Source organism: Aquicoccus porphyridii (assembly GCF_008369105.1).
Taxonomy (GTDB): domain Bacteria; phylum Pseudomonadota; class Alphaproteobacteria; order Rhodobacterales; family Rhodobacteraceae; genus Aquicoccus; species Aquicoccus porphyridii.
On record NZ_VINQ01000025.1, the window covers coordinates 1 to 24,691 of the forward strand.

Sequence of the window (24,691 nt, forward strand, 5' to 3'; positions counted from 1 at the left end):
AATGCCGTAACGGCGCAGGCGATGACCAACCGGCCCAAAGCCCTCCCGGAGCTGTCCGGGAATTAGCGAAATGACTGTCCGGGATTTACCGAAACGCGTGTCCGGAAATTACTGAAATGCTTGTCCGGGAATTACTGAAACCCGCAGCGTCCGCATCCGCGTCGGCATCAGCATCTGCGTCGGCATCAGCATCCGCGTCGGCATCCGCATCCGCATCCGCATCGGCATCTGCATCCGCATCGGCGTCAGCATCCGCATCGGCATCCGCGTCGCCATCATCGTCATCGTCGCCACCGGCAAGCGCAGCGAGCAGACCGCCTCCCCCGACGGCGGCTGCTACCGCAAGATCTTCCTCTCCCATACCAAACGCGTCCGCCAGACCTGAACCAGCGCCAGCCGCTGCATCCTCGGCGCCGGCAAGATCTGCGCTTTCGAAAGTGTAGGGACCATCGATGAGTGAGAGCTTGCTCGTCTCTCCATCGGGTCCAACAATGAAGAAATCTTCAATTACAATCTGATCACCATTCTTCAAACGAACCACAAGGTTATCACCGCTGCGGAAGAAATTATCCACATCGGCACGTTTGACGTTGATCTGAAAGTCGGTGGGCTTCTCAGCCTTCAGCACTTTTGTCGACATAGCTTTGGTTCCTGATCCTTAACACAGATTTTTGCCCACGGGCTTGATCGGACTCCCGACCGCACCACCGAGCGGTTCAGCATCAAAGCCATCGCGCTACACCACCATACATCTCAACTATCGATGCAAGGCAGCCCCAAAGGTGCATAACTATGGCCTTTAGTATGTATAACCAGCTTTTCGTATTTCCTGTCAATCACTCCGGGTGGATACCCTGATAAAAAGTCGGAAAATCACGAAAATAACTGAAAACCGCAGCCAACCTGCCACCGGAACAAATCCGGACAACGCGGCCCCGGTGAACAATTCAAAAACTTCCCCCGCATTGGCTTGGAGCAGGAAACAACCGCCCCGCAATCGCCTGCACAACTCTCATGAATCGGCGAATCGCCTGCTTTCTCAGGCGTCGAGAGCGGCAAACACGGGAAACTCCTTGCAATTGCGGGTCTCACAGCGTTTATGAAGGGGCAAAATCCGTGCCGCACACAGACACCACGAAGAAGCCTTATGACCTCGTCGACGACTGGCCCTGACGGCACATATCTTCCCGATACTGTCACCGCGTCGCTGAGTGCTGTCGTCACTCCTTGCCAGGTGCTTGACACAGATGGACGTGTGCTTCTCACCAACCCCGCCGGGGAGAAGGTTGGCGCGCATCACTTCGCTTTCGCAGACTGGCCCTCGCTACGTGATGCTGCGCCGATTGCTCCGGCGGCGTTACCCGTGTCGGCTCTATATCGATCAATCGACAGCCCCACCATCGAGCCTTCGAGCTACACGCCCCCACGCCAGATCCTTATCAGCCGGATCGGAGAAGGGGCGAACGCCCTGTTCTTGCTTCAAGCCCCCGTGGACGAACCCGAACGCGCGCGGCTCCTCGGCCAAGCGGTTCATGATATCCGCACTGAATTGCAAACGATTGTCGCAGCCGCCGACATGCTAGGCAGGCCCGAACCCGACGATGCGCCTCTACATGACAGCCTATCCAGTGCGGCCAGCCGAGCGCTCACGCTCATCACCGAGGTTCTCGACCAGGCCCGCACCGAGTATCGCCCTGTCGCCCAGAAGGATACCGACTTTTCGGTGGCCGCCCTCCTGCGCGACACCGTTGCACGGCTCAGCCCCCTCACCCGTCGAAACGGGAACGTCCTCGTCACCGATATCGCCGATCCTCCGGATGGCCCGCGAGTGTTTGGCTCTGCCGCGTCGCTTGAAGCGCTCACAACCAACCTGCTCAGCAATGCAGCGAAGTTCACCCATGACGGCACCATTCGCGTTGCCCTTACCGAACGCCCCCACTCCGACGATCCGACGCGACGCGCCTTTATCCTGATCGTCCAGGATACCGGCATCGGGATCTCTGAAACCGGTCACGCATATTACCCAAGCCCCTTCCACACAGAAACTGGCAAGCTTCCTTTTTCCGGCACGGGAATTGGGACTCACATCATTCAACAGGCCATTGCCGCGCTCGACGGTAAGCTGCAAATTGAAAGCCGCCCAGGCAAAGGCTCGCGTTTTACCATCAATTTTTCGCTGCCCCTCGCCATCTCGGAGGCAGGACACGATGCAGACCCGGCCGAGGTGGACCGGGCAGATGATCTTCTCGCCGGGGCCAGCCTACTTGTCGTCGAGGACAACGACGTCAACCGGAGCCTGTTCGAACGTTGTCTCTCCAACGTCGGCGCAGCGGTTTCGGTCGCCCCTGGAGGCAGAGACGCCTTCGATCTTCTGACCGCCAAGACGGCGGAATACGATCTCGTGCTTCTCGACCTCGAGATGCCGGATATCGACGGGTTTGCCCTGGTTATCCGATTACTGCTGCGTGAAGATGTGGACGATACCCCACTACCCATGCCCCGGATCGTGGCCCTCAGCGGTCACCAGGGCGAAAACTGGAGCGCAGCCTGCGATGCCCTCGGGATCGAAACGATGATCGAAAAGCCTATCGGCTCGCACATGCTCTGTCGCCGCGTGGCATCCCTTCTCGCCGAACCCGCGCCGATCACCAGACAGCCGCGCCCCACAGCGGTCCTCAACCAAAGCCTCTTTGAAGAACTGCGCGAAGATATGGGCGAAGAGATCGCCCTCTCGCTCGCCAAGCGCGCACTCGACGAAGCCCGCAACCTGCGTGATCAAATCCTGCTCTCGGGCGTCACTCAGAAGAGGCGCGAAGCCATCCACTCCGCACTCGGGTCTTCCGGCCTTACCGGATTGGCGATGGTGGAACACGCCCTGCGTGTCATTCAGGCCGTCTCGCGCCTCCGCCCCGACGGAAGCCAGGCCATGCGTGCCGCTTCCGATCTGCTACATCAGGCCATCGAATGCACCGAAACGACCTTGTTGGCGTTAAAGGGCCCCTGATACAAAGGCCATGTCGAACCCCTCTCGGTTCAATGCCCCTTCATTCACCGCAAGCCCTATCGCGATCGCTTCATGGCAATACGGTTCACGGTCGAAGAACGTTCGACTGGCGCTTACCTTGCGGGGGACCATGTTTTTCGCAACATGAAGCGCGATCTTCGCCATGATCTCTCTGTCGCGCGCGAAACGGAAATCATTGCTGGGCCACGACGGCCACTTGCCAACAATGGCACGTCTTTTGACGGCATGACTCCCGGGGAAATCGAATTGCCCCGCCAGGTCATCGTCTTGAGAGTGGGAAGTGGCGGACCGAGGAGGATTCGAACCCCCGACCCCCTGATTCGTAGTCAGGTACTCTATCCAGCTGAGCTATCGGTCCGTGGGGGCGTGAGATAGCCCCAAGGATGGGGCAATGCAAGGGGCAAATCAGGATTTTTCCGCCGCCACGCCGTTGACCGCTTCGGCCCCTTCCGACCAGCCCGCACCGCTTTCGCCCCGGGGCAGGCGGATCGTGAACGCCGTGCCGCCAGGCCCGGTGTATTCGAGCAGCAGCTTGCCACCATGCCCACGCACCAGCTCGGCCGAAATGGCAAGGCCCAGACCCGACCCGCCCTTGCGCGCCCCGCCCTGGAACGCGGTGAAGAGATGTTCCTGTGCCTTGGGCGGCAGTCCGGGGCCGGTATCGGTCACGGTGATGATCCAGTGGCTGTCATCCTCATACGCAGCGACCGCGATCTCGCCGCCCTGCCCGCTGCCCGTGATCGCCTGCCGCGCATTGCGCACGAGGTTGAAGAGCACGCGGTAAAGCTGTTCGGGATCGGCCAGTATGGTCAAACCGGCGGGCACGTCCTCAGCGAAACTGACATCGGCCTCGCCCACGGCGAGCCGCTCGCTGGCGACCACGTCGCCCACCAGTTCGGCCAGAATGACCCGCGAAAGCCGGGGCTCGGGCTCTTCGGCCTTGCCGAAGGCGAGCGTGGTCTCGCACAGGTTGACGGCCCTCGTGATCGAATTGACGAGCTTGGGCGCCAGGCGCTGCACCGCAGGGTCTTCGCTCATTTCGATCCGGTCGGTGAAAAGCTGGGCGCTGGTCAGGATGTTGCGCAGATCGTGGCTGATCTTGGCCACCGCGCCGCCCAGTTGGGCAAGGCGTTCCTTTTGTTTGAGCGCCGCGGTCAGTTGCGTTTCGAGCGATTTGAGCGCCTCTTCGGCCTCGCGCAGTTCGACCACGCCCGCGGTGGGGGTGATGATGCGGCGCGAATCCTCGGGATCGGCGGCATAACGTTGCATCTGCGCCACCACCCGCTTGATCGGTTTGACCAGGATCGCGCGCACCGCGAGAAAGAGCAGCGCCGCGGTGATGACCGAGATCACCGCCGACAGCACGAGAATGCGCAATCCATAATCGATCATCGCCGCGCGCAGCGGGGCGGTTTCCATCGACACCTCGATCAGCAGCCCCGCCTCTCGCACCGGGTTGCCGATCACGCGAATGACCCGCGGTTCGGGATCGGCCAGCCGCGCCACCGCGTCACGGATCAGGGTCATCGCCGTGGCCGCGCGCAGATCATAGGTTTGATGCACGGGCTGCGGCATCGGCGATGACAGCATCAATTGCCGCGCCTCGTTGCGGCGCAGCACCACGTTGAACACCCCGGCATTGCGCAACAGTTCTTCCTCAAGCCCGGGGTCGATCATGTCATCGGCCAGCAACGCGAGGCTGGCGATCTGGGCGCGTTCGAGGCGCGAAAGCAGGAAATCCTCACGAAAGCGCGCAATCGAAGGGACGAAGATCAGAACCTCGGCCAGCATCACGAAAATGATCGTCAGGATCAGGAACCGGCCCGAAAGCGTGTTCAGCATGGCACACACCCCCGCATCTTAACGGTGGACACGGCGCGCGCACAGCCCAGCGAGCGGATTGCCTGAAAAATCGGCCGTTCAACCCGAAGCATCTTCACCCCTTCACGGCAGCCAGCGTTGCACGAAGCCAACCACCCGTTTCACACCTTTGCTATCAAAAAGCCGGGGCGAGAAATAGGCGCCTGCCGCGCGCTTGTTGATTTCGCCCAGCGACGGATAGGGCGACACCATGCCCGCGATGGCGCTCATCTTGAGCTTGCTGGCCAGCGCCAATGCCCAGAGATTGATATGCTCGCCCGCCTGATGGCCGACGATGGTCGCGCCCACCGGGCGCCCCTTGACGACCATCACCTTGACGAACCCCACGGTCCTGCCCTCGGCGATGGCCCGGTCGTTGCCCGCATAGTCGAAGCGCGCCACCTCGACCCGGTCGCCATGCGCCTCGCGGGCCTCTGCCTCGGTCAGCCCGACCTGTGCCAGTTCGGGGTCGGTATAGGTGGCCCACGGGATATGGTCGGTCCGCGCCTTTGCGGGCAGGCCGAACAGCGCCTGCCGGATCACCAGCCCGGAGTGATAGCCCGCGACATGGGTGAATTGCAGCCCACCCGCCACGTCGCCAATGGCAAGGACGCGCCGGTTGGTGGTTCTGAGCCGCGCATCCACCTTGACGCCCGCCCGGGTCGTCTCGATTCCGGCGGCCTCAAGGTTCAGCCGGTCGATATTGGGCTTGCGCCCCACCGCGACCAGAAGATGCGTGCCCTTGAAGATGCGCCCGTCCTTGGCCTCGACCTCGATCGCACCCGGCTTGCCGCGCACCTCGTCGGCCATGGCATCCTCTTCGATGGCGATGCCCTCGCCCCGCAGCGCATCGAGCACCACCGCTGCCGCTTCGGGATCGTCCTTGCCCAGCGCCTTCATGCCCTCGATCACGGTGACGTCACAACCCAGCCGCCGATGCGCCTGCGCCATTTCCACCCCGATCGGCCCACCGCCGATGATCAGCAGATGACCGGGCGTTTCCTCAAGGTCGAAGATCGTCTCGTTGGTCTCATACGGCACCTTGTCCAGCCCGGGAATCGGCGGCACCAGCGGCGAAGAGCCGGTGGCGATCACGATCCGCCGCGCGGTGATGCGGGCTCCACCCACCTCGACCTCGGTGGGCGAGACAAAATGGCCGTAGTCGGAAATGACCCGCACGCCCAGACCCTCGAACCGCTCGACGCTGTCATGAGGTTCAATCGTGGCAATGACCTTGCGCACATGATCCAGCGCCTCGGCATGGTTGGTTCCGGTCCCGGCATGGGCGCGTTTGCCCATCGCCAGCAGCGCCTTCGAGGGCACGCAACCATAGTTGAGGCAATCCCCGCCCATCTTGTGCCCTTCCAGAAGCACGACATCGGCGCCCATCTGCGCCGCTCCCGAGGCGACCGAAAGCCCGCCCGAGCCACCGCCGATGACCAGGATATCGGCCTTGATCCGCTCCATCACAACGCCCTCCCGCGCACCGCCCTGAGGATCACGGGCAACAGCGCCAAAGCACACAGCCCGAGGATCGGCAACAGGATATGCGGTTCGAAAATCACGCCCAGATTCGGGCTTTCGCCACGCTCGAACACCTCGCCCAACCCGGCACCGACCGAGGTATAGACCACCCCGCCGGGAATAATGCCCAGAAAGGTCGAGATCACGAAGCGCCGCAGCGGCACGTTTAGGAAGGCCGGGAGCAGGTTGGCCACGAAGAACGGCACCGCGGGCACCAGTCGGATCAGGAACAGCATCGACCACTGATTCTCGTTGATCCCCTGCTTGATGCGTTTGATCGTGCCTTCGCCCGCCTCGATTCGCGCCGAAAGGCGTTCACCAAACCCCCAGCGTGCAGCCAGGAAGATCAGCGTCGCACCGATGGTCGCGGCACCTACATTGTAAAGCGCCCCGGGAAATGTGGCGAACAGGAACCCGCCGGTCAGCGTCGCCACCGTGGCGCCGGGCAGCGAAAAGGCCACGATCACCACATAGGCGGCGATGAACACCGCGACGGAAGGCCAATAATAGGCGTCGCGAAACTCCAGCAGCGCGGCGCGGTGATCGCGCAGCGTCTCGAATGTCAGCCAGTCGCGCAGGACAAAGGCACCCACCGCCGCGATAGCCAGAATCAGCAGGAACGGCAGGGCGCGCAAAAGGCCGGATTTTCGCTCTGTTCCGCCAGGTTGTGTCATATCGGTCATCTTTATAGTGGCTCCTTCACGCCCTTGTCTGGCATGAAAATGCGCCGCGCGCCGCAAGGAACCCATGTTTCTCACGTCGCGTTGAACGCAAACCGGCGAAACGTGAGGATTTACCGCCGAAACCGCAGCATTGTAACATTTGGCCCCGCCCGACCCCGGTTTTGTTGCAAAACCCCGCACTGGCTGTTTGACAGGCCGTGCGCGCGGCCCTATAGACCGGGCTTCGATGCATTTCCGGGACATCCGCGATTCCGCGCCTGTTCCCAAACGACGGAGACGGAGCGATGAAACGCACCTTTCAACCCTCGAACCTGGTTCGCAAGCGCCGCCACGGGTTTCGCGCCCGCATGGCAACCAAGGCCGGCCGCAAGATCCTGAACGCCCGCCGCGCGCGTGGCCGCAAGAGCCTGAGCGCGTAAGCGTTCGGCCCGGCGTATCCCTGCGCCGGGGGCATTTGCACAGATGACCCTTTCCGCGACCGCCGGGGCCAAGGCCCGGGCGGTTTTCGCTTGTCCGATATCCGCGTTTGTGGATAAGGCCGGATCATGACACCCGCCCCCGAGATCCTCAAATCCCGATCCGAGTTCCTTGCCTGCGCCCGCGCGCAGCGGCAGGGCACGCGCGGAATGATGGTGCAGGCCCGGCAGCGTCCCGACGACCCGGATGGCCCGATCCGCGTCGGTTTCACCTGTTCCAAGAAGGTCGGCAACGCGGTCGCGCGCAACCGCGCCAAGCGCCGCCTGCGCGAAGTCGCGCGCATGGTGCTGCCGGAACACGGGCGTCCGGGATGGGACTACGTGCTGATCGGGCGGGCCGGGGCCACGATCGACCGACCGTTCGAGGCGCTCAAGGGCGATCTCGTTCACGCGCTCAACCGGATTCACGGCGCATGAGCCCACTGGCCCATATCGTTGCCCTGCCGGTGCGCGCTTACCGGTTGCTGTTCTCGCCATGGGTCGGGCATGGCTGCCGCTATCAACCCACCTGTAGCGCCTATGCGCTCGACGCGTTGGAGCGTCACGGTGCGATCCGCGGCGGGTGGCTGGCGCTGCGGCGAATCCTGCGCTGTCATCCCTGGGGGGCGAGCGGTTACGATCCGGTGCCCGGTGCCGGCCCCGCGCATGACGCCGGGCAGAACCCGCGCTGCGATCACGATCACCACGGCTGAACCGCAACCCGAGGGTCGCCTTGCGTCAGGTGCTGGTCGCGGTGAGACAAGCCGTCACGGCAAATCACTCTAGGATTCATTCATTCGAATCGTGGAGTGCCACAAATGACCACCGACCTTTCGACCGTAATCCGCCCCATCGCCAGCGCCCACGGGCTGCCCAATGCCCATTACACCGACCCGGATGTTTTCGCCGAGGAACGCGCCGCCCTGCTGTTCGACGAATGGGCCGGGCTCGCCGTGGCCGCCGATGTGCCTGAACCGGGCGATGCGAAACCGGTCGAGTTCCTCGGGGTGCCGCTCCTCCTGTTGCGCGGGCGCGACAATTTGGTGCGGGTGTTTCACAACATCTGCCGTCACCGCGGCATGATCCTCGTCTCCGAGCCGCGCAAGATCGAGGGCGCGATCCGCTGCCCCTATCATTCCTGGTGCTATGCCCATGACGGCCGCCTCGTCGCCACGCCCCATGTCGGCGGGCCGGGCATGAACACCCATGACGGGATCGACCGCGACGCTCTGGGCCTTGTCGAAGTGCCAAGCCATATCTGGCGCGACGTGATCTTCGTCAACCTCAACGGCAATGCCGCCCCGTTCGAGGATGTTCATGCCGACCTCTTGAATCGGTGGCGCGAATTCGACAGCCCGCATTACCATGGCGGCACCGACAGCCGCTTCACGCTCAAAGTGAACACCAACTGGAAACTCGCGGTCGAGAATTACTGCGAAAGCTATCACCTGCCCTGGGTGCATCCGGGCCTCAACAGCTATTCGCGGCTCGAAGACCATTACCACATCGAGGCGCCGGGGTGCTATTCTGGCCAGGGCACCCATGTCTATCGCCAGATCAGGGGCGATGACGGCACGGTGTTCCCCGATTTTCCGGGCCTTTCACGGAAATGGGACGCGGGCGCGGAATACGTGGCGCTCTATCCCAACGTGCTTTTCGGCGCGCAGCGCGATCATGCCTTCGCCATCATCCTCGAACCCGTGGCCCTCGACCGGACGGTCGAGCATGTTCATCTCTACTATGCCACCCCCGAGACCGACGATGCCCTGCGCGCCCAAAACACCGCACAGTGGAAACAGGTCTTCGAAGAGGACGTGTTCGTCGTCGAGGGCATGCAAAAGGGCCGCCACACCCCCGGCTTCGACGGCGGGCGTTTCTCGCCCGCGATGGACGGGCCGACGCATCTGTTTCACGCCTGGGTGGCGGGCAAGATTGCCACGCACCGGCAGCAGGGCCTCGCGGCGGAATGAACGGTCTCGACGCCCGGATGCGCGCGGCGCAAGACGCGGGCGACGGCCCGGCGCTGATCGCGCTTTATCACGAGGCCGCCCTCACTGCGGCCAGCGACGTGGCGCGCGGCTTTTACCTCACCCATGCCTTTGTCCATGCACTCGAAGCGGGCGACGCGCGTGCCGTGGACCTGCGCGCGGAGCTGCACGCCATGGGGCGGATCTGAAAGCGCGCGGGCCTGCATGCCGGGGCGACGGCGAAAACGCAACCGCCCCCTTCCCCCGACGCGCGCGACATGGCATATCGCGCCCCATGCTTGATGAGGCCGACGATATCCACCCGCTCTTTCACGGGGCACCAAAGACGACGGAGTTTCGCAAGCTCCGCAAGCGTCTGGTGCAGAACGTGCGCGAGGCGGTCGAGCAATACGGCATGATCGAACCCGGTGCGAAATGGCTGGTCTGTCTCTCGGGGGGCAAGGACAGCTATACCCTTCTGGCCATTCTCTACGAGTTGAAATGGCGCGGCCTTCTGCCGGTCGAACTCCTGGCCTGCAATCTCGATCAGGGGCAACCGGGCTTCCCGGCGACGGTCCTGCCCGAGTTTCTCGAAAAGATGCAGGTGCCCCACCGGATCGAATACCAGGACACCTATTCGATCGTCATGGACAAGATCCCCCAGGGCCGGACCTTCTGCGCGCTCTGTTCGCGCCTGCGCCGCGGCAATCTCTATCGCATCGCCCGCGAAGAGGGCTGCTCGGCGGTGGTGCTCGGCCATCACCGCGACGACATTCTCGAAACCTTCTTCATGAACCTCTTTCACGGCGGGCGGCTGGCCACGATGCCCCCGAAGCTGGTCAATGAAGAGGGTGATCTTTTCGTCTATCGCCCGCTCGCCCATGTCGCCGAGGCCGATTGCGAGCGGTTCGCCCGGGCGATGGATTATCCGATCATCCCCTGCGATCTCTGCGGTAGCCAGGACGGGCTGCAACGCCAGCAGGTCAAGACGATCCTCGACGGATGGGAAAGGAACAGCCCCGGCCGCCGACAGGTGATGTTCCGCGCCCTGATGAACGCGCGGCCCTCGCATCTGCTCGATCCCGGCCTGTTCGATTTCGCCGGGCTGACCCGCGCCGCCGGGGGCGGCGACGGTCAGTAGATCGAGTTTTAGCCATCTTCGCGCCACCCGCGAACCGGCGTTAAACGGATCTTCAGACGCTCCCGCCTAGCCTGCCCTCTGAAACCGTCAGAGGAGCTTTGCCCATGGCCGGGCGCCACGCATTCCTGCCACAGACCCTGCGCAATACGCTCACGCGGGTGCTGAACGGGCCACAGGCACTGGCCTTCCTGCCCGCCTTCGCGCTCGGTGCGTTCTGGCTCGGCGGCGAAGAGGCGCTGATCGTGGTGGCGCTGGGCATGCCGATTCTGGTGCTGATCGCGGGGGCCTTGGGCGCAGGTACGCACGGAGCGGGCACGCATGACGCTGCAACCGGCCTGCCACAATCCGACGCGATGATCGAAATGGCCGAGGCGTCGATGGCCCATGCCGCCGCCGCAAAGCTCAAGACCGCCTGTTTCGTGATCGAGATCGAGGAGTTCGGCCGCATCGCCGAACGTATCGGCCCCGGCGCCGCGGAAACGCTGATTGCACGGTCCGCGACCCGGCTTCAGACCATCTTGCGCAACGATGACGGGCTCTTTCGCATGGGCGAGGCCCGGTTCGGCGTGGTGTTACCACCGATGCCGCGTCTCGATCTTGAAACCGGCATTCAGATGGCGACGCGACTGCAAACCGCGATCGAGGAACCGCTGGCGCATGACGGGCGGACGATCTATCTCTCGGCGGGCCTTGGCTTCTGCCTGTCGAGCCGCAGCCCCGATGACAGCGGCACGGCCTTGGTCGAATGTGCCGGAATCGCACTCGATGAGGCGCGGCGAAGTGGCCCTTCGGCGGTGCGCGCCTACAGCCCCGAAATGGGCCAGATCCGCCACCGGCGCGACACGCTCTGCACCGAGGCGCTGATCGCGCTCGAAAACGGCGAGATCCTGCCTTGGTTTCAACCGCAGATATCCACCGATACCGGCCATGTCACCGGGTTCGAAACACTGGCACGCTGGATTCACCCCGAACGCGGGTTGATCCCGCCCGCCGATTTCCTGCCGGTGCTGCATGAGGCCGGGCAGATCGAGCGGCTGGGCGAGGTGATGCTCTATGGCGCGCTCACGGCGGTCAACGCATGGGACGCCGCGGGCGCCCCGGTGCCGACCATCGCGATCAACATGACCGGCGAGGAACTGCGCAATCCGAAACTGGCCGACAGGATGCGGTGGGAACTGGACCGGTTCGACCTCGCGCCCGGGCGGCTGACCATCGAGGTGCTGGAATCGGTGGTCGCCGGCGCACCCGAGGACATGACCGCGCGCAACCTCGCGCGCCTGTCCGAAATGGGCTGCCGTATCGACCTCGATGATTTCGGCGCCGGTCACGCCTCGCTCGCCGCGCTGCGCCGCTTTGCAATCGGTCGGATCAAGATCGACCGCAGTTTCATCACCCATGTCGATGGCGACCCCGAACAGCAGCGCATGGTCAACGCGATCCTGACCATGGCCGACCGCCTCGGGATAGAAACCCTCGCCGAAGGGGTCGAAACTGCGGGCGAGCACGCGATGCTGGCGCAACTGGGATGCCGTCACGTCCAGGGATTCGCGATCGGGCGGCCGATGCCGTTCGACGCGACGCTCGACTGGATGCGCGGCCATGCCGCACGGCTTGGCACGCCACCCCGGATCGGGCGCGGCTCGGGCTGAACCTCCGCCCCCGGCGCCCATGGCCCTGACCCCAAGGGCATGACGATCCCGATCACGCGAAACCCGCAGCAAAGCGCGCGACAAGACAAAGCGCCCCGTTTCTCGGGCCCGGTCCCACTATCGGCTTGACCTTTGCGCCCAGTCTCTGTTGAACCTGCCCCACCGAAATGCAAGCGTGTGGGCCCATAATGGACGATCAGAACAAGAATCTAATCCTTGCCGTCGTGCTCTCGATGCTGGTGATCATCGGTTGGGCGATCATGTTCCCACCTCCCGAACCTCCGCAGGAGCAAACCACCGGCGAAACCGCGATCCAGGGCACCGACGCCCCGGTGGCAGGTGCGCCCACCGCCGATGCCCCGGCCGGCGACGTCGCCAACACGACGGGTGCGACCGGAACAATCGGCGATCTGGCCGACGCGCCGCGCATCACCATCGACACGCCCAACCTCCAGGGTTCGATCTCGCTTCTGGGCGGCCGGATCGACCAACTGTCGCTCAAGGGTTACCGCGAATCCCTCGACGAGGGTGCGGATATCGTCAGCCTGCTGTCCCCCTTTGGCAGCGACAACGCCTTTTACGCGCTTTACGGCTGGGCCCCCGGGACCGGTCTCGGGCTCGACGCGGTGCCGGGGCCGACGACACTCTGGACACTCGAAAGCGGCCAGACGCTGACCCCGCAAAGCCCGATCCAGTTGAGCTGGGCCAACGACGCGGGGCTGACCTTTCATCGTGAGATCGCGATCGACGAGAAATTCATGTTCACCGTCACCCAATCGGTCGAGAACACCGGTGGGTCGACGGTCGCACTGGCCCCCTATGGCGTTCTCGCCCGCCACGGCGAACCCGAGGACATGAAGAATTTCTTCATCCTGCACGAGGGTATCGTCGGCTTCGCCGATGGTCAGCTTACCGAGACCGATTATGACGATGTGACCGATTACGCCTTCGACCCTGCCGAAGGGGCCCGTGCCGAGGTGACGCGCGTGCAGGAAAGCGGCTGGATCGGCTTTACCGATCACTACTGGATGGCAACGCTGATCCCCGATGGCGGCAACGCGTTCAAATCGGTGGTGAAATACGACGAGCGCCGCAACATCTATCAAACCGAAACCGTGCAGAACACGCGCCAACTCGCCCCCGGCGAGCGGGTCGATGTGCAATCGCGGCTCTTCGCCGGGGCCAAGGAATGGGCCACGATCCGCGCCTACGAGAACGAAGACGGCGTCGTCAAGTTTCTCGATTCGATCGACTGGGGCTGGTTCTTCTTCCTGACCAAGCCGATCTTCGCGCTGCTGCACTGGCTCAACGGGGCGATCGGCAACATGGGCTGGGCGATCATCGGCCTGACCCTCGTGATCAAGCTGGTACTGTTCCCGCTGGCTTACAAATCCTATGCCTCCATGGCCAAGATGCGCGAACTTCAGCCACAGATGGAGAAACTCAAGGAGCAATGCGGCGACGACCGCCAGAAGATGCAGCAGGAAATGATGGCGCTCTACAAGCGCGAAAAGGTCAACCCGGCCTCGGGCTGCCTGCCGATCCTGTTGCAGATCCCGATCTTCTTCTCGCTCTACAAGGTGATCTTCGTCACGCTCGAACTGCGCCACGCACCCTGGATCGGCTGGATTCGCGACCTTTCGGCCCCCGATCCCAGCTCGCTCATGAACCTGTTCGGCCTCATGCCATGGGGCACGCCCGAACCCGGTTCGATCCTCGCGCTCGTGTTCATCGGGGTGATGCCGATCGCGCTCGGCGTGTCGATGTGGCTCCAGCAGAAACTCAACCCCGCCCCCACCGATGCCACGCAAAAGATGATCTTCGCCTGGATGCCCTGGGTCTTCATGTTCATGCTGGGCAGCTTTGCAAGCGGGCTGGTGCTCTACTGGATCGCCAACAACACCATCACCTTCATCCAGCAATACACGATCATGCGCAGCCACGGCTACAAGCCCGACCTGTTCGGCAATATCCGCTCGAGCTTTTCGCGCGGGGCGAAATCCGGGGATAAATGAGCACGCACCTCGCCCAGATCTGGCGCCACCCGGTCAAGGCCCATGGCCGCGAACGGATCGGCATGGTCACGCTGGAGACGGGCCACGCCCTGCCTTGGGACAGGGTCTGGGCGGTGGCGCATGAACGCTCCGGCTTCGACCTCGACCGCCCCGCATGGACCCCGCCAGGCCATTTCTCGCGCGGGGCCTCGGTGCCGACGCTGCAACAGATCGAATGCGTGACCGATCCGGCCCACCGCACCCTCACCTTCTTTCATCCCGACCGCCCGACCCTCACCATCGACCCCAACGACGATGACCAGGGCCGCGACTTCATCGCGTGGGTGGCGCCGATCTCGCCGGGCGCAAAGTTCCCGCCGTCGCGGTTGGTGCGCGTGCCGGACACGGCGATGACCGACACCGACTACCCGTCGATCTCGCTCATCAACCTGGCCTCGCACCGCGCACTCGAAGAGCGGATCGGTCGCCCGCTCTCCCCCCTCAGATGGCGTGGAAACCTCCTGATCGAGGGGCTCGCGCCCTGGGAAGAATTCGACCTCGTGGGCCGCCGCCTGAAACTCGGCGCGGCCGAACTGGAAGTGGTCGAACCGATCACCCGCTGCCGCATGACCGAGGCCAACCCCGAAACCGGCCAGCGCGATGCCGACACGCTGGGTACCCTGCGCCACGGATACGGCCACCAGGATTTCGGCGTCTATGCCCGCGTCACGACCGGCGGCCCGGTGACCGAAGGCGATACATTCGAGGTGCTGCCATGAAACTGACCTTCCCGATCGCCGCCGATCCCGACCCGCAAGCGCTTGAAAAGGGCCGCCTGCTCTTTGCCGGCGAGACCGAGTTTCTCAAGGGCGTGGTGGCGATGTCCGGCCTGCCCCCCGCCGACCGGATCGAGGTCTGTTTCGCGGGCCGCTCGAACGTGGGCAAATCGACGCTGATCAACGCGCTCACGGGGCGCAAGGGGCTGGCCCGGGCCTCGAACACGCCCGGACGCACGCAAGAAATCAACTTCTTCACCGCCGGGGTGGATCATTACCTCGTCGACCTGCCCGGATACGGCTATGCCAACGCGCCCCTCGCGGTGGTCGAGAAATGGCAACGCCTGCTCAAGCAATATCTCTCGGGCCGCCAGTCGCTGCGCCGCGCCTTCGTGCTGATCGACGCGCGCCACGGCATCAAGGACGTGGACGAAGAGATCATGAAACGGCTCGACACCTCGGCCGTCACCTTCCAATGCGTGCTGACCAAATCCGACAAGGTCAAGGCGGGCGAGCGTGACCGGATTCTCGGCCAGGTGCGCGAGAGGCTTTCAAAACATCCCGCCGCCTTCCCAGAGATCGTCCTGACATCGGCCGAAAAGGGCGAAGGCATCCCCACCTTGCGTGCCATCATCGCCGATCTGGTCTGATCTGACTGCACGGGCGCACTTGGGGGTTCCACCCCCAAACCCCCAAGGCATTTTTCGTCAGATGAAGACCACATCCTGCGCCCATCCTTCATCTTGCCCGAAATACTCCGGGGAGTGTGAGGGGCTGGCCCCTCACCCGGGGCTCAGACATGCTGCCCGCCGTTGATCTCGATCTCCGTGCCCGAGATATAGCTGCTGGCATCCGAACAGAGGAAAAAGATCGTCCGGGCCACCTCCTCGGTCTGGCCAAGACGGCGCAGCGGGATCTGCTCGACGATCTTGTCGGTGCCCGGTGACAGGATCGCGGTTTCGATCTCGCCCGGCGCTATGGCGTTGACCCGCACCCCCAGTGGCCCGAAATCATGCGCCATCTCGCGGGTCAGCGCCTTGAGCGCGGCCTTGGAGGTGGCATAGGCGGCCCCGGCGAATGGATGCACCCGGTAGCCCGCGATCGAGGTCACGTTCACGATCGCGCCCTTTGCCGCGGCCAGCTCGTCCTTGAGGCCGCGCGCCAGCACCACCGAGGCAAAGAAATTGACGTGAAAGACATGCCCCCATGTCTTGAGATCGGTGTCGAGCGTGTTGAGCCGCTCGCCCTCCGCGCCCTTGGGCGAAATCCCCGCATTGTTGACCAGCGCATCAAGCCGCCCGCCCAGTTTCTCGCGGATCACCTCGACCGCGCGGATCGTGTCGTTCGGATCTGCCAGGTCGATCTCGACATGGTTCTCGGCCCCGCCGCCCCATGGGCATTCGGCCGGAAAGGGCTGACGTGAACAGGTGATCACCCGCCAGCCTTCGCGGTTGAACTGCCGCACCGTGGAATGCCCGATCCCGCGGCTCGCTCCGGTCAGAAGCATGGTTTTCTGCGTCATCGTTCCTATCCCCTGCTGCTCGATCCGCGCAACTCTATCAACTCGCGCGGCGGCGGCAATGGGGCGCAGCGCCAACCCCGATTCCTCCCCGGCATGCAAAGACTTGGCACCGGGGCACGAAACGCTTAATCAGGGGCGCCAAGGAAAGAAACCCGATGAGAAAGCAGACCATGAACCGCGACTGGATCGCCACCGCCCGGACCCTCTCCGAGGCCCTGCCCTACCTGCAACGCTATACCGGCGCGATCGTGGTGATCAAGCTGGGCGGCCACGCCATGGGCAGCGACGAGGGGATGGAACTTTTCGCCCGCGACGTGGTGCTGATGCGGCAGGTCGGCGTCAACCCGGTGATCGTCCATGGCGGCGGGCCGATGATCAATGCCATGCTGGAAAAGCTCGGCATCCAAAGCACGTTCGTCGGTGGCAAGCGGGTGACCGACGCGGCCACGATGGACGTGGTCGAAATGGTGCTCTCGGGCCGGGTGAACAAGCGTATCGTGCAGGCGATCAACGGCCAGGGCGGGCGCGCCGTGGGGCTGTCGGGCAAGGATGCGGGCCTGATCACCTGCACCCGGACCGATCCGGCGCTGGGCCTTGTCGGCACGCCGTCAGAGGTCGACCCGGCGATCCTGCACACCATGTTCGAGGCGGGCATGATCCCGGTCATCGCCCCCCTGGGCGCGGGCGATGCGGGCGAAACCTTCAACATCAACGGTGACACCGTCGCTGGCGCCATCGCAAGCGCGCTCAAGGCCGACCGGCTGCTCCTTCTGACCGATGTCGAGGGCGTCAAGAACGCCGAGGGCGAGGTTCTGACCGCGCTTTCCGCCGACCAGATTCGCGAAATGACCGCCGAGGGCATCATCGCGGGCGGCATGATCCCCAAGACCGAAACCGCGCTAGCCGCGATCGAGGGCGGGGTGCGCGGGGTGGTCATCCTCGATGGTCGCGTGCCCAACGCAGTGCTGCTCGAACTTTACACCGAGCACGGGGCAGGCAGCCTGATCCGCGAAGAGATCTGATCCCCGGCCCGCGCCCCCAACCGGGGCGGTGGAATACCAGACCTCACCCATAAGAAGAAATCTGCTAGGATGAATACATGCAGACGGCGAGCGCAGGCCGCCTGCCACTTGCCTATTACGCATGCCCGGCCGCGGCGGCGGCGGGCCCTTTTTCAGATATTCAATTTCAGGACAAAACCATGAAAAAAGACAGGAAAACAACCATCGTCTCGACATCCGACGATGTCGCCGCGTTGGAACGCGATCTGCGCACGCACAAGCGTCGGCAGGTCGGACAACTCAGGCTCGATATCAAGGGCATGGACAGCGAACGGCAAAACCGTCTCGCGCTCGAGATCAACCGGGGATATTTCGCCTGCGGCTGTGCAACCGCGACCGTGCTGGGCATCGTCGGGCTGATTGCCGGGGCCGCCCATGGCTGGAGCACCCATCTCGGCGCGGACGCGGGATGGGCCGGTGCGGCGCGGGCCGCGGCTTGGGCGCTGGGTGGGTTCGCCATCGGCACGAGCCTTGGAAAACTCATCGGGAAACGCTTCGCCGCGATCAGGCTCGGCCGGGCCGTGGGCGAATTGCGACAGCATTTCGGCCCCGAGGAACTCCCCCCCGAAAAACCCACCGCGCGCTGCGCGGTGCACGGCGCGTAAGGAGGCGAGACGATGCGACTCTGTCTTGAAACCGCCACCGAACAATTCCAGGAATGCGCCGAATACGAGGATCAGGGCTACGAGGCCTGTGACCGCTGGGAAGACCAGGGATACGAGGCCTGCGACGATTGGGATGACCGCTGTTGCGACTGGTGGCCCTGCTCCTGGGGTTGCAAGCTCATTTCATGGGTCTGCGTCGGCTGGGTCTGGGTGTCGAACATGGTCTGCGTAGCCTGGGTCTGGGTGTCGAACCTCGTTTGCGTGGCCTGGACCGTGATCACCACCACGGTCTGCCTTGTCTGGGCGCTGGTCGAAATCATCCTGTTGCCGATCGCGTGGCTGGTCGAACTGGTCCAGTCGATCCCGGTGATCGGGCGCATCATCGACATGCTGGGCAACCTGATCGTGACCATCGTCAAGAGGATTATCGATCTGCCCACGGCGGTGCTCGACCTGATCGGAATCCGACCGCTCAAGCGGATGGAGCTTTGCGTCATCATCCTGCGCGACGAAGAGGGCAACCCGGTTTCGGATCAACCGACCCTGCAACCCTTTCTCGACGAGACCGTGGCCACCTTCCGGCGCGAGGCGAATGTCCATGTTCATGTGTCGGGCATCCATACCGTGGCCGCGCCGTCGCCGACCTATGCGCTCGATGTGAATTGCGACGGCGCCGCCGTTCTCGAAGACCTGTGGTTGACCGGCAGCTATTTCCAGAGGGCCGCGCTGTTCAACTGCTCGCTCGGATCGACGTCGCGAATAGGCCCGGTGCGACCGCAGATCGTGGTCTTTGCCGTGCGCGACATCCCGGGCACCACGGCGGGGTGCGCGCTTGGGCCGCTGACCGATTACCTCACGGTCGAGGGCCGCAACCCGGTCTGCATCCCGCACGAGGTGGGTCACAAGGTCGGGCTCTGGCATTGCTGCGACGGCACCAACCTCGCCAATCCGACCTGCGGCGGCATCCGGCTTCGATCCTGGCAGGTCGCCATCGCACGCAACTCGAAATACATAAGCTGGATCTGAAGCATGCCTTGGACCGGCGGGCGCGGCATTTGCGCGCCCGCCGGTCCGGTTGCGGTTTCGTGACTTGGCGCGTGCGTGAAACGCTTTATGTAATGCCATATGGAAAACGAAGCCCTCATCCGCCTTTCGGTCTTTCTCGGCCTCTTCGCGTTCTTCGCCACGCTCGAAGCATGGGCACCGCGCCGCCCGCGCAGCCAGCCGCGCAGCACCCGCTGGTTCACCAACTGGGGGATCGTCCTGATCGACACGCTGACCCTGCGCGCGCTGGCGGTGTTCCTGCCATTGCTGGCGGTGGGCGCGGCGGTCGATGCGGGCGCGAACGGCTGGGGCCTCTTCAACCATCTCGACTGGCCAACCTGGATCGAGATCACGCTGGCCGTGCTGATCCTCGATTTCGCGATCTGGGCGCAGCATCTCATCACCCACAAGGTGCCGATCCTGTGGCGGCTGCACCGGGTGCATCACGCCGACCGCGATTTCGACGTGACCACCGCGATCCGCTTTCACCCGGTCGAGATCGCGCTTTCCATGCTGTTCAAGATCGGGCTTGTCTATCTCATGGGGCCAGCGGCGCTGGCCGTGGTGCTGTTCGAGATCATCTTGAACGGCACCGCCATGTTCAACCACGCCAACCTGCGCATGCCGCTCTGGCTTGACCGCTGGCTGCGACTGGTGCTGGTCACGCCCGACATGCACCGGGTGCATCATTCGGTCCATCGCCACGAGCATGACAGCAATTATGGCTTCTCGCTCTCGATCTGGGACCGGATGTTTCGCACCTATGTTGCCCAGCCCGGCGAAGGCCATGACGGCATGACCATCGGCCTTGAATGGCAGGATGATCGCCCCTCGCGGCTGGGTTGGAGCCTGTGGCTGCCCTTCGGGCGCAAATGAACCCGGACCCGGAAACCCACGCGCTGGCCATCATGGGCATGCTGCATGACGGGGCCGACACGGTGCTCCTGCTCGGGCCCCACGAGCCGGGGTTCTGGGCGCATTTCACCGCCCAGCCCGAATATGCCGACGGCTTGTCCGATCCGCTCGACCGCTGGTCGAAACGGGCGATCGGCGCGCTGGCCTCCGCCTGGGGCGGCATGGCGGTCTTTCCCTCGGACGGCCCGCCCTATCCCCCGTTTCAGGATTGGGCCCTGCGCTCGGGGCGGGCCTTCGTCTCGCCGGTGGGGATGCTGGTGCATGACCATGCTGGGCTGATGATCAGCTTTCGCGGCGCGGTGCGGCTGCCCGGCCACCTGCCCCTGCCCGCCCCCGCCGCCAACCCCTGCCTGACCTGCAAGGAGCAACCCTGCCGCTCGGCCTGCCCGGTCAGCGCGCTCTCGCCCACGGGCTATGACGTGCCCGCCTGCCGCGCGTTCCTGTCCAGCGCCCCCGGGCAGGATTGCATGTCGCAGGGCTGTGCCGCGCGCCGCGCTTGCCCGGTCAGTCAAAGCTATGGCAGGCTCGACGCGCAATCCGCCTTTCACATGAGGGCCTTTCATTGACCCGACGCCTGATCCTGATGCGCCACGCGAAATCGAGCTGGGACGACCCCACGCTGCCCGACCGTGACCGCCCGCTCAACACGCGCGGCATCCGGTCCGCCCGTGCGCTCGGCAAGTGGCTGGCCGAAAAGGAGTATTTGCCCGATACCGTGCTCTGCTCCCCGGCCACGCGCACCCGCGAGACCTTCGAAGGGCTCAAGCTCGGCGTCCTGCCGGTGAAATATCCCGACGCGCTCTATCACGCGTCGACCGGGGTGATTCTCGACACGCTGCACCAGCATGGCGCGGGCAAATGCGTGCTCTTGCTGACCCACAACCCCGGCTGTGCCGATTTCGCCGACCGGATCGTCACCTCGCCGCATGACCACGATGCGTTTTTCGACTATCCCACCGGCGCAACGCTGGTGGTGGACCTGCCGGTCGAGAGCTGGGAAGACGCCGCCTTTCACTCGGGCGAGGTGGTCGATTTCATCGTGCCGCGCGAATTGACCGACTGACCGACCGCCGACCCGGCGGGCTCGGGCATCTGGCCGCTGCTCCGCCCCTGCGCCCGCAGGTGCACACTTTCATGCAGGCGCTCGGTGCGATCACGTCCGATCACCCTTGGCCTGCGAATCAGGAACAGCTTTCCCAGCCCATGCCACGTGCCCACCGCCGGTGCATGCGGATCGGTGGGAAACGCCGCCCGCCAATCCTCGGGCAGCACAACCCCGCGTTCCTCGAGCTTTTCCAACATCCACACCAGCGGGATATTGGCCAGCGGCCGGGCCGGCTCGAACCCGGCCAGATGGCCCCCGACATCGCCATGCGCACCGGGGAACCAGACCTGTTCGACCCGCCCGGCCAGCTCCTCGGGCACCTCCCACATCTCGGGCGCAAAGGCACGCCGCGTCTCGTCACGGGCCAGCGCATGAAACCCGTGCCGCACGATCGCACTCGGTTGATGATTGTGAAACTCGTGCGCGGCCCCGGTCCAACGCCACAGCAGCGGCAGGTGCATGCCCAGCGCCTTGACCGTGTCCCAGACGCCCAGCATCTCGATCTCGACCCAGTCATGGCAATGATGCGCCCGAAAGGCGCGCGCGGCGGCACTCCCCGGCGGGTTGCGGTAATGGCGATAGGCGGTGGTGACATTGCGCTCGGTCGCGCATTCGGGCCGAAGCAGCCCGATCCGGTCGATCACCCCGGCCAGCGAGCGTACCGCGAAGGCCCCGCGCGAATAGCCCAGAAGGAAAATCCGGTCGCCGGGCCGATAACGCGAGGCGAGATAGCCATAGGCGCGCCGGATCTGGCTGTTGATGCCGCGCCCCATCACCACCCCCCAGACCGAGCGCCATTCGGCCCATTGCGCCCCCGCCTCGTAAAAGACCGACATGCCCGTCCGCGACAAAAGCTTGTAGGTCAGCCCGGCATTCGATTCGCACCCCGGCGCGAGCGAGGACATGGTGCCATCAAGGATGATCACGTGATCGACCGGCCCACGGTGCCGGGTCTTGGCCGAGTGTCCCCTGCCAAAACCGGGCCGAAACAGCCCGGCGAATGTCTTAAACCCCTGCCTCCACATCCTGCATCATCTTCCACACACGTTCCGGCGTGAACGGCATATCGGCCTGCCGCACGCCCTTTTGCCAAAGCGCATCACCCACGGCGTTGCTCACCGCCGCCATCGCACCCACGGTCCCGGCCTCGCCACAGCCCTTCATCCCCATCGGGTTGGCGGTTGACGGCACCGGCTCGGTCTCGAATCCGATCATGGGCAAATCATCGGCCCTCGGAAGCGCGTAGTCCATGAAACTCGCCGTGAGAATCTGACCGCTCTCGTCATGCACGACCCGCTCCATCAGCGCCTGCCCGGCACCCTGCGCCACGCCGCCATGCACCTGCCCCTCGGCCAGCATCGGGTTGATGAGATTGCCGAAGTCATCCACCACCCGATACCGCACCAGGTCGGTCTTGCCGGTCTCGGGGTCGACCTCGACCTCGGCGAAATGCGCCCCGTTGGGAAAGGACCGCCCCGGCAGCTTGGCGCGCTTTTCATGGGTCAGAAGATCCCTGCGGCCCTCGGCCCGCGCCATCTCCGCCGCCTCGATCAGGGTCGGCGTCAGGTTCGACCCCGGCGCGCGGAACCGCTCGTCATCGAACGACACCTCGTCCTCATCAACCCCCATCTTCTCGGCCAGATAGGGCTTGAAGGCGGCGATCATCGCCTCGACCGTGGCCAGCGTGGCATGCGATTGGGTGGTGACAGACCGAGAGCCCCCGGTGCCACCACCCTGCGCGATAAGGTCACTATCACCCTGCACAACCCTGATACGCTCCATCGGGATGCCGGTCTGATCGGACAGGAAGACGGCATAAACCGTCTCATGCCCCTGCCCGTTCGACTGCGTCCCGACGTAAATCGTCACCGTGCCATCCTCGTCAAACACAACCTTCGCACCTTCACTAGGATCGCCCAGAATGCTTTCGATATAGTAACACAGGCCCAAGCCGCGCAACTTGCCGCGCTTTTCGCTCGCCGCACGCCGCGCCTCGAACCCCGCAAGATCGGCAAAATCCTCGCCCCGCGCCAGAACCCGGGCGAAATCGCCCACATCAATCGTCTCGCCGGTGAGGCTGGAATAGGGGAACTTCTCGACCGCGATGAAATTGCGCCGCCGCAGCTCCAGAGGATCGACCCCGAGTTCCCGCGCCGCCCGGTCCATCAACCTCTCGATCAGGTAAATCGCCTCGGGACGCCCCGCGCCGCGATAGGCATCGACCGGCGTGGTGTTGCTGTACCACGCCCGCGTGTTGAGCCACGCCGCCCCGATGTCATAAACCCCGGTCAGCACCCGCGAAAACAGTGTCGACTGGATGATCTGCCCGAACTGCGAATTATAGGCGCCAAGGTTGCAATCACTCTCCACCCGGTATCCCGTGATCCGCAGATCACCGTCAAAGGCCAGTGCCGCGCGGTGGCGCAGATCGCGCCCGCCCGCATCCGAAACCATCGCCTCGCTGCGCGTCGACATCCAGCGCACCGGCCGGTTGAGCATCCGCGCCGCCTGCGCCACCAGCACCTGTTCGGGATGCGGCTGGCCCTTCATGCCAAAACCGCCGCCGGTATCGGGGTTGGTCACCCGGATCATGTCCGCATCCATTTCCAGGATCTCGGCCAGCACCCGTTTGGGCACCCAGACGCCCTGCGCATTGACCGCGAGGTGCAGCCGTTCGCCTTCCATCTCGGCATAGGCGCCGCGCGGCTCCATCGAGGCGACGATGATCCGGTTGTCCTCGACCTCCATCTCGACCACATGCGCCGCCTCGGCAAAGGCCGCCTCGGTCGCGTCCTGATCGCCGATGCCCCAGTCATAGGCGCGGTTGTCCGGCACCCCTTCGTGCAGGTCGATCTCGCCCGGCCCACGCGCCATCATCGCGGGCAGGTCCTCGATCTCGGGCCAGATCATTTCGGCCGCATCGCGCGCCGCCTCGATGCTCTCGGCCACGATCATCGCGATCGGCTCGCCCACGTATCGCACCCGTCCCTCGGCCAGAAGCGGCCGCTTGGGCGCGGCACCGTCGCTGCCATCGCGGTTCTTCACCGTCACCGCCGGCAGGCCGCGACTCACCCCCGCCTCGGTCAGCGCCGCGGCATCGAGCACCAGATGAACCCCCGGCACCGCCCGCGCCTCGGCAAGGTCGATCGGCGCCAACACCCCATGCGCCACGTCCGAGCGCAGGAAATGCAAGTGAAGCGCCCCCTCGGGCGCGATGTCATCGACATAGCGCCCCTCCCCGGTCAGAAACCGCAGGTCCTCGACCCGCCGCACCGATTGACTGCGTCCAAACTTTTCCATGGCTGCCTCCGCCTCGTATCTCGCGCGGCACACCCTAGCGGCCAAAGGCAGACAGACAAGCAACC

General features: G+C 64.4%; 25 protein-coding genes and 1 tRNA gene. 17 read left to right on the forward strand and 9 right to left on the reverse strand.

Annotation, left to right across the window (positions count from 1 at the left end):
* Positions 1-85: 85 nt before the first annotated feature.
* Positions 86-640, reverse strand: a complete 555-nt coding sequence (locus FLO80_RS19955) for a BapA/Bap/LapF family prefix-like domain-containing protein (RefSeq protein ID WP_149187089.1) — start codon at positions 638-640, stop codon at positions 86-88.
* Between the two features lie 615 nt (positions 641-1,255).
* Here FLO80_RS19955 and FLO80_RS19960 point away from each other — a divergent pair.
* Complete coding sequence (locus FLO80_RS19960) at positions 1,256-3,004, forward strand: ATP-binding response regulator (protein ID WP_188078366.1); 1,749 nt, start codon at positions 1,256-1,258, stop codon at positions 3,002-3,004.
* Here the strand turns inward: FLO80_RS19960 and FLO80_RS19965 are convergent.
* From FLO80_RS19965 to FLO80_RS19985, 5 genes are all read right to left on the reverse strand, one after another.
* Positions 2,990-3,169, reverse strand: a complete 180-nt coding sequence (locus FLO80_RS19965; protein ID WP_111367635.1) for a hypothetical protein — start codon at positions 3,167-3,169, stop codon at positions 2,990-2,992. The genes FLO80_RS19960 and FLO80_RS19965 overlap by 15 nt on opposite strands.
* A 137-nt stretch (positions 3,170-3,306) precedes the next feature.
* Positions 3,307-3,383: transfer RNA gene (locus FLO80_RS19970), tRNA-Arg, on the reverse strand.
* 47 nt (positions 3,384-3,430) lie between these two features.
* Positions 3,431-4,867, reverse strand: coding sequence for a sensor histidine kinase (locus tag FLO80_RS19975; protein ID WP_111367633.1), 1,437 nt, complete (start codon positions 4,865-4,867; stop codon positions 3,431-3,433).
* A 102-nt stretch (positions 4,868-4,969) separates the two neighbouring features.
* Positions 4,970-6,352 carry a dihydrolipoyl dehydrogenase family protein gene (locus tag FLO80_RS19980; RefSeq protein ID WP_111367631.1) on the reverse strand — a complete coding sequence of 461 codons (1,383 nt, stop codon included), beginning with the start codon at positions 6,350-6,352 and terminating at the stop codon, positions 4,970-4,972.
* Complete coding sequence (locus tag FLO80_RS19985) at positions 6,352-7,092, reverse strand: TVP38/TMEM64 family protein (protein ID WP_111367629.1); 741 nt, start codon at positions 7,090-7,092, stop codon at positions 6,352-6,354. Before FLO80_RS19985 ends, FLO80_RS19980 begins: the two co-directional genes overlap by 1 nt.
* Before the next feature lie 284 nt (positions 7,093-7,376).
* Between FLO80_RS19985 and rpmH the strand changes: the two genes are divergently transcribed.
* The 10 genes from rpmH (at position 7,377) to yihA (ending at position 15,724) form a co-directional block, all read left to right on the forward strand.
* Positions 7,377-7,511: a 50S ribosomal protein L34 gene (rpmH, locus tag FLO80_RS19990; protein WP_012177012.1), complete on the forward strand. Its 135-nt coding sequence runs from the start codon at positions 7,377-7,379 to the stop codon at positions 7,509-7,511.
* Between the two features lie 126 nt (positions 7,512-7,637).
* A complete protein-coding gene (gene rnpA / locus FLO80_RS19995; RefSeq protein WP_111367627.1) occupies positions 7,638-7,985 on the forward strand; it encodes a ribonuclease P protein component in 348 nt (115 codons plus the stop codon).
* Positions 7,982-8,260 (forward strand): membrane protein insertion efficiency factor YidD, encoded by a 279-nt coding sequence (gene yidD, locus FLO80_RS20000; protein ID WP_223145523.1) that lies wholly within the window; start codon positions 7,982-7,984, stop codon positions 8,258-8,260. The genes rnpA and yidD overlap by 4 nt, the downstream gene beginning before the upstream one ends.
* A gap of 105 nt (positions 8,261-8,365) precedes the next feature.
* Entirely contained in the window at positions 8,366-9,517 is a 1,152-nt protein-coding gene (locus FLO80_RS20005) for an aromatic ring-hydroxylating oxygenase subunit alpha (protein ID WP_111367623.1), read from the forward strand.
* Entirely contained in the window at positions 9,514-9,723 is a 210-nt protein-coding gene (locus FLO80_RS20010) for a hypothetical protein (RefSeq protein WP_111367621.1), read from the forward strand. Before FLO80_RS20005 ends, FLO80_RS20010 begins: the two co-directional genes overlap by 4 nt.
* 86 nt (positions 9,724-9,809) lie before the next feature.
* Positions 9,810-10,655 (forward strand): tRNA 2-thiocytidine(32) synthetase TtcA, encoded by an 846-nt coding sequence (gene ttcA / locus FLO80_RS20015; RefSeq protein ID WP_111367619.1) that lies wholly within the window; start codon positions 9,810-9,812, stop codon positions 10,653-10,655.
* Between the two features lie 104 nt (positions 10,656-10,759).
* On the forward strand, positions 10,760-12,304 hold the full coding sequence (locus tag FLO80_RS20020; protein WP_111367617.1) for a putative bifunctional diguanylate cyclase/phosphodiesterase: 1,545 nt from the start codon (positions 10,760-10,762) through the stop codon (positions 12,302-12,304).
* Between the two features lie 188 nt (positions 12,305-12,492).
* A complete protein-coding gene (gene yidC / locus FLO80_RS20025) occupies positions 12,493-14,319 on the forward strand; it encodes a membrane protein insertase YidC (protein ID WP_111367615.1) in 1,827 nt (608 codons plus the stop codon).
* The gene (locus tag FLO80_RS20030) at positions 14,316-15,077 is read left to right on the forward strand and encodes an MOSC domain-containing protein (RefSeq protein WP_111367613.1); all 762 of its coding nucleotides are present in this window, start codon (positions 14,316-14,318) and stop codon (positions 15,075-15,077) included. Before yidC ends, FLO80_RS20030 begins: the two co-directional genes overlap by 4 nt.
* Positions 15,074-15,724 (forward strand): ribosome biogenesis GTP-binding protein YihA/YsxC, encoded by a 651-nt coding sequence (gene yihA, locus FLO80_RS20035; RefSeq protein WP_111367611.1) that lies wholly within the window; start codon positions 15,074-15,076, stop codon positions 15,722-15,724. Before FLO80_RS20030 ends, yihA begins: the two co-directional genes overlap by 4 nt.
* 143 nt (positions 15,725-15,867) lie before the next feature.
* Here yihA and FLO80_RS20040 read toward each other — a convergent pair whose 3' ends face one another.
* Positions 15,868-16,596, reverse strand: a complete 729-nt coding sequence (locus FLO80_RS20040; protein WP_111367609.1) for an SDR family NAD(P)-dependent oxidoreductase — start codon at positions 16,594-16,596, stop codon at positions 15,868-15,870.
* A 155-nt stretch (positions 16,597-16,751) separates the two neighbouring features.
* On the opposite strand from FLO80_RS20040, the gene argB reads away from it, so the two are divergent.
* The 6 genes from argB to FLO80_RS20070 all read left to right on the forward strand — a co-directional run bounded on the left by argB (position 16,752) and on the right by FLO80_RS20070 (position 21,284).
* Positions 16,752-17,618 carry an acetylglutamate kinase gene (gene argB, locus FLO80_RS20045; RefSeq protein WP_111367607.1) on the forward strand — a complete coding sequence of 289 codons (867 nt, stop codon included), beginning with the start codon at positions 16,752-16,754 and terminating at the stop codon, positions 17,616-17,618.
* Positions 17,619-17,797: 179 nt separating this feature from the next.
* Positions 17,798-18,262, forward strand: coding sequence for a hypothetical protein (locus FLO80_RS20050; protein WP_146611049.1), 465 nt, complete (start codon positions 17,798-17,800; stop codon positions 18,260-18,262).
* 12 nt (positions 18,263-18,274) lie between these two features.
* Positions 18,275-19,288, forward strand: a complete 1,014-nt coding sequence (locus FLO80_RS20055; protein WP_111367603.1) for a hypothetical protein — start codon at positions 18,275-18,277, stop codon at positions 19,286-19,288.
* Positions 19,289-19,387: 99 nt separating this feature from the next.
* Positions 19,388-20,182, forward strand: a complete 795-nt coding sequence (locus FLO80_RS20060) for a sterol desaturase family protein (protein ID WP_111367601.1) — start codon at positions 19,388-19,390, stop codon at positions 20,180-20,182.
* A complete protein-coding gene (locus FLO80_RS20065; RefSeq protein WP_246156756.1) occupies positions 20,179-20,787 on the forward strand; it encodes a ferredoxin in 609 nt (202 codons plus the stop codon). Before FLO80_RS20060 ends, FLO80_RS20065 begins: the two co-directional genes overlap by 4 nt.
* The gene (locus FLO80_RS20070) at positions 20,784-21,284 is read left to right on the forward strand and encodes a SixA phosphatase family protein (protein ID WP_111367599.1); all 501 of its coding nucleotides are present in this window, start codon (positions 20,784-20,786) and stop codon (positions 21,282-21,284) included. Before FLO80_RS20065 ends, FLO80_RS20070 begins: the two co-directional genes overlap by 4 nt.
* Here FLO80_RS20070 and FLO80_RS20075 read toward each other — a convergent pair.
* The gene (locus FLO80_RS20075) at positions 21,233-22,351 is read right to left on the reverse strand and encodes a T6SS phospholipase effector Tle1-like catalytic domain-containing protein (RefSeq protein ID WP_111367597.1); all 1,119 of its coding nucleotides are present in this window, start codon (positions 22,349-22,351) and stop codon (positions 21,233-21,235) included. The two genes, FLO80_RS20070 and FLO80_RS20075, sit on opposite strands and share 52 nt — an antisense overlap.
* Positions 22,332-24,626, reverse strand: a complete 2,295-nt coding sequence (locus FLO80_RS20080) for a xanthine dehydrogenase family protein molybdopterin-binding subunit (protein ID WP_111367595.1) — start codon at positions 24,624-24,626, stop codon at positions 22,332-22,334. The genes FLO80_RS20075 and FLO80_RS20080 overlap by 20 nt, the downstream gene beginning before the upstream one ends.
* Between the last annotated feature and the right edge of the window lie 65 nt (positions 24,627-24,691).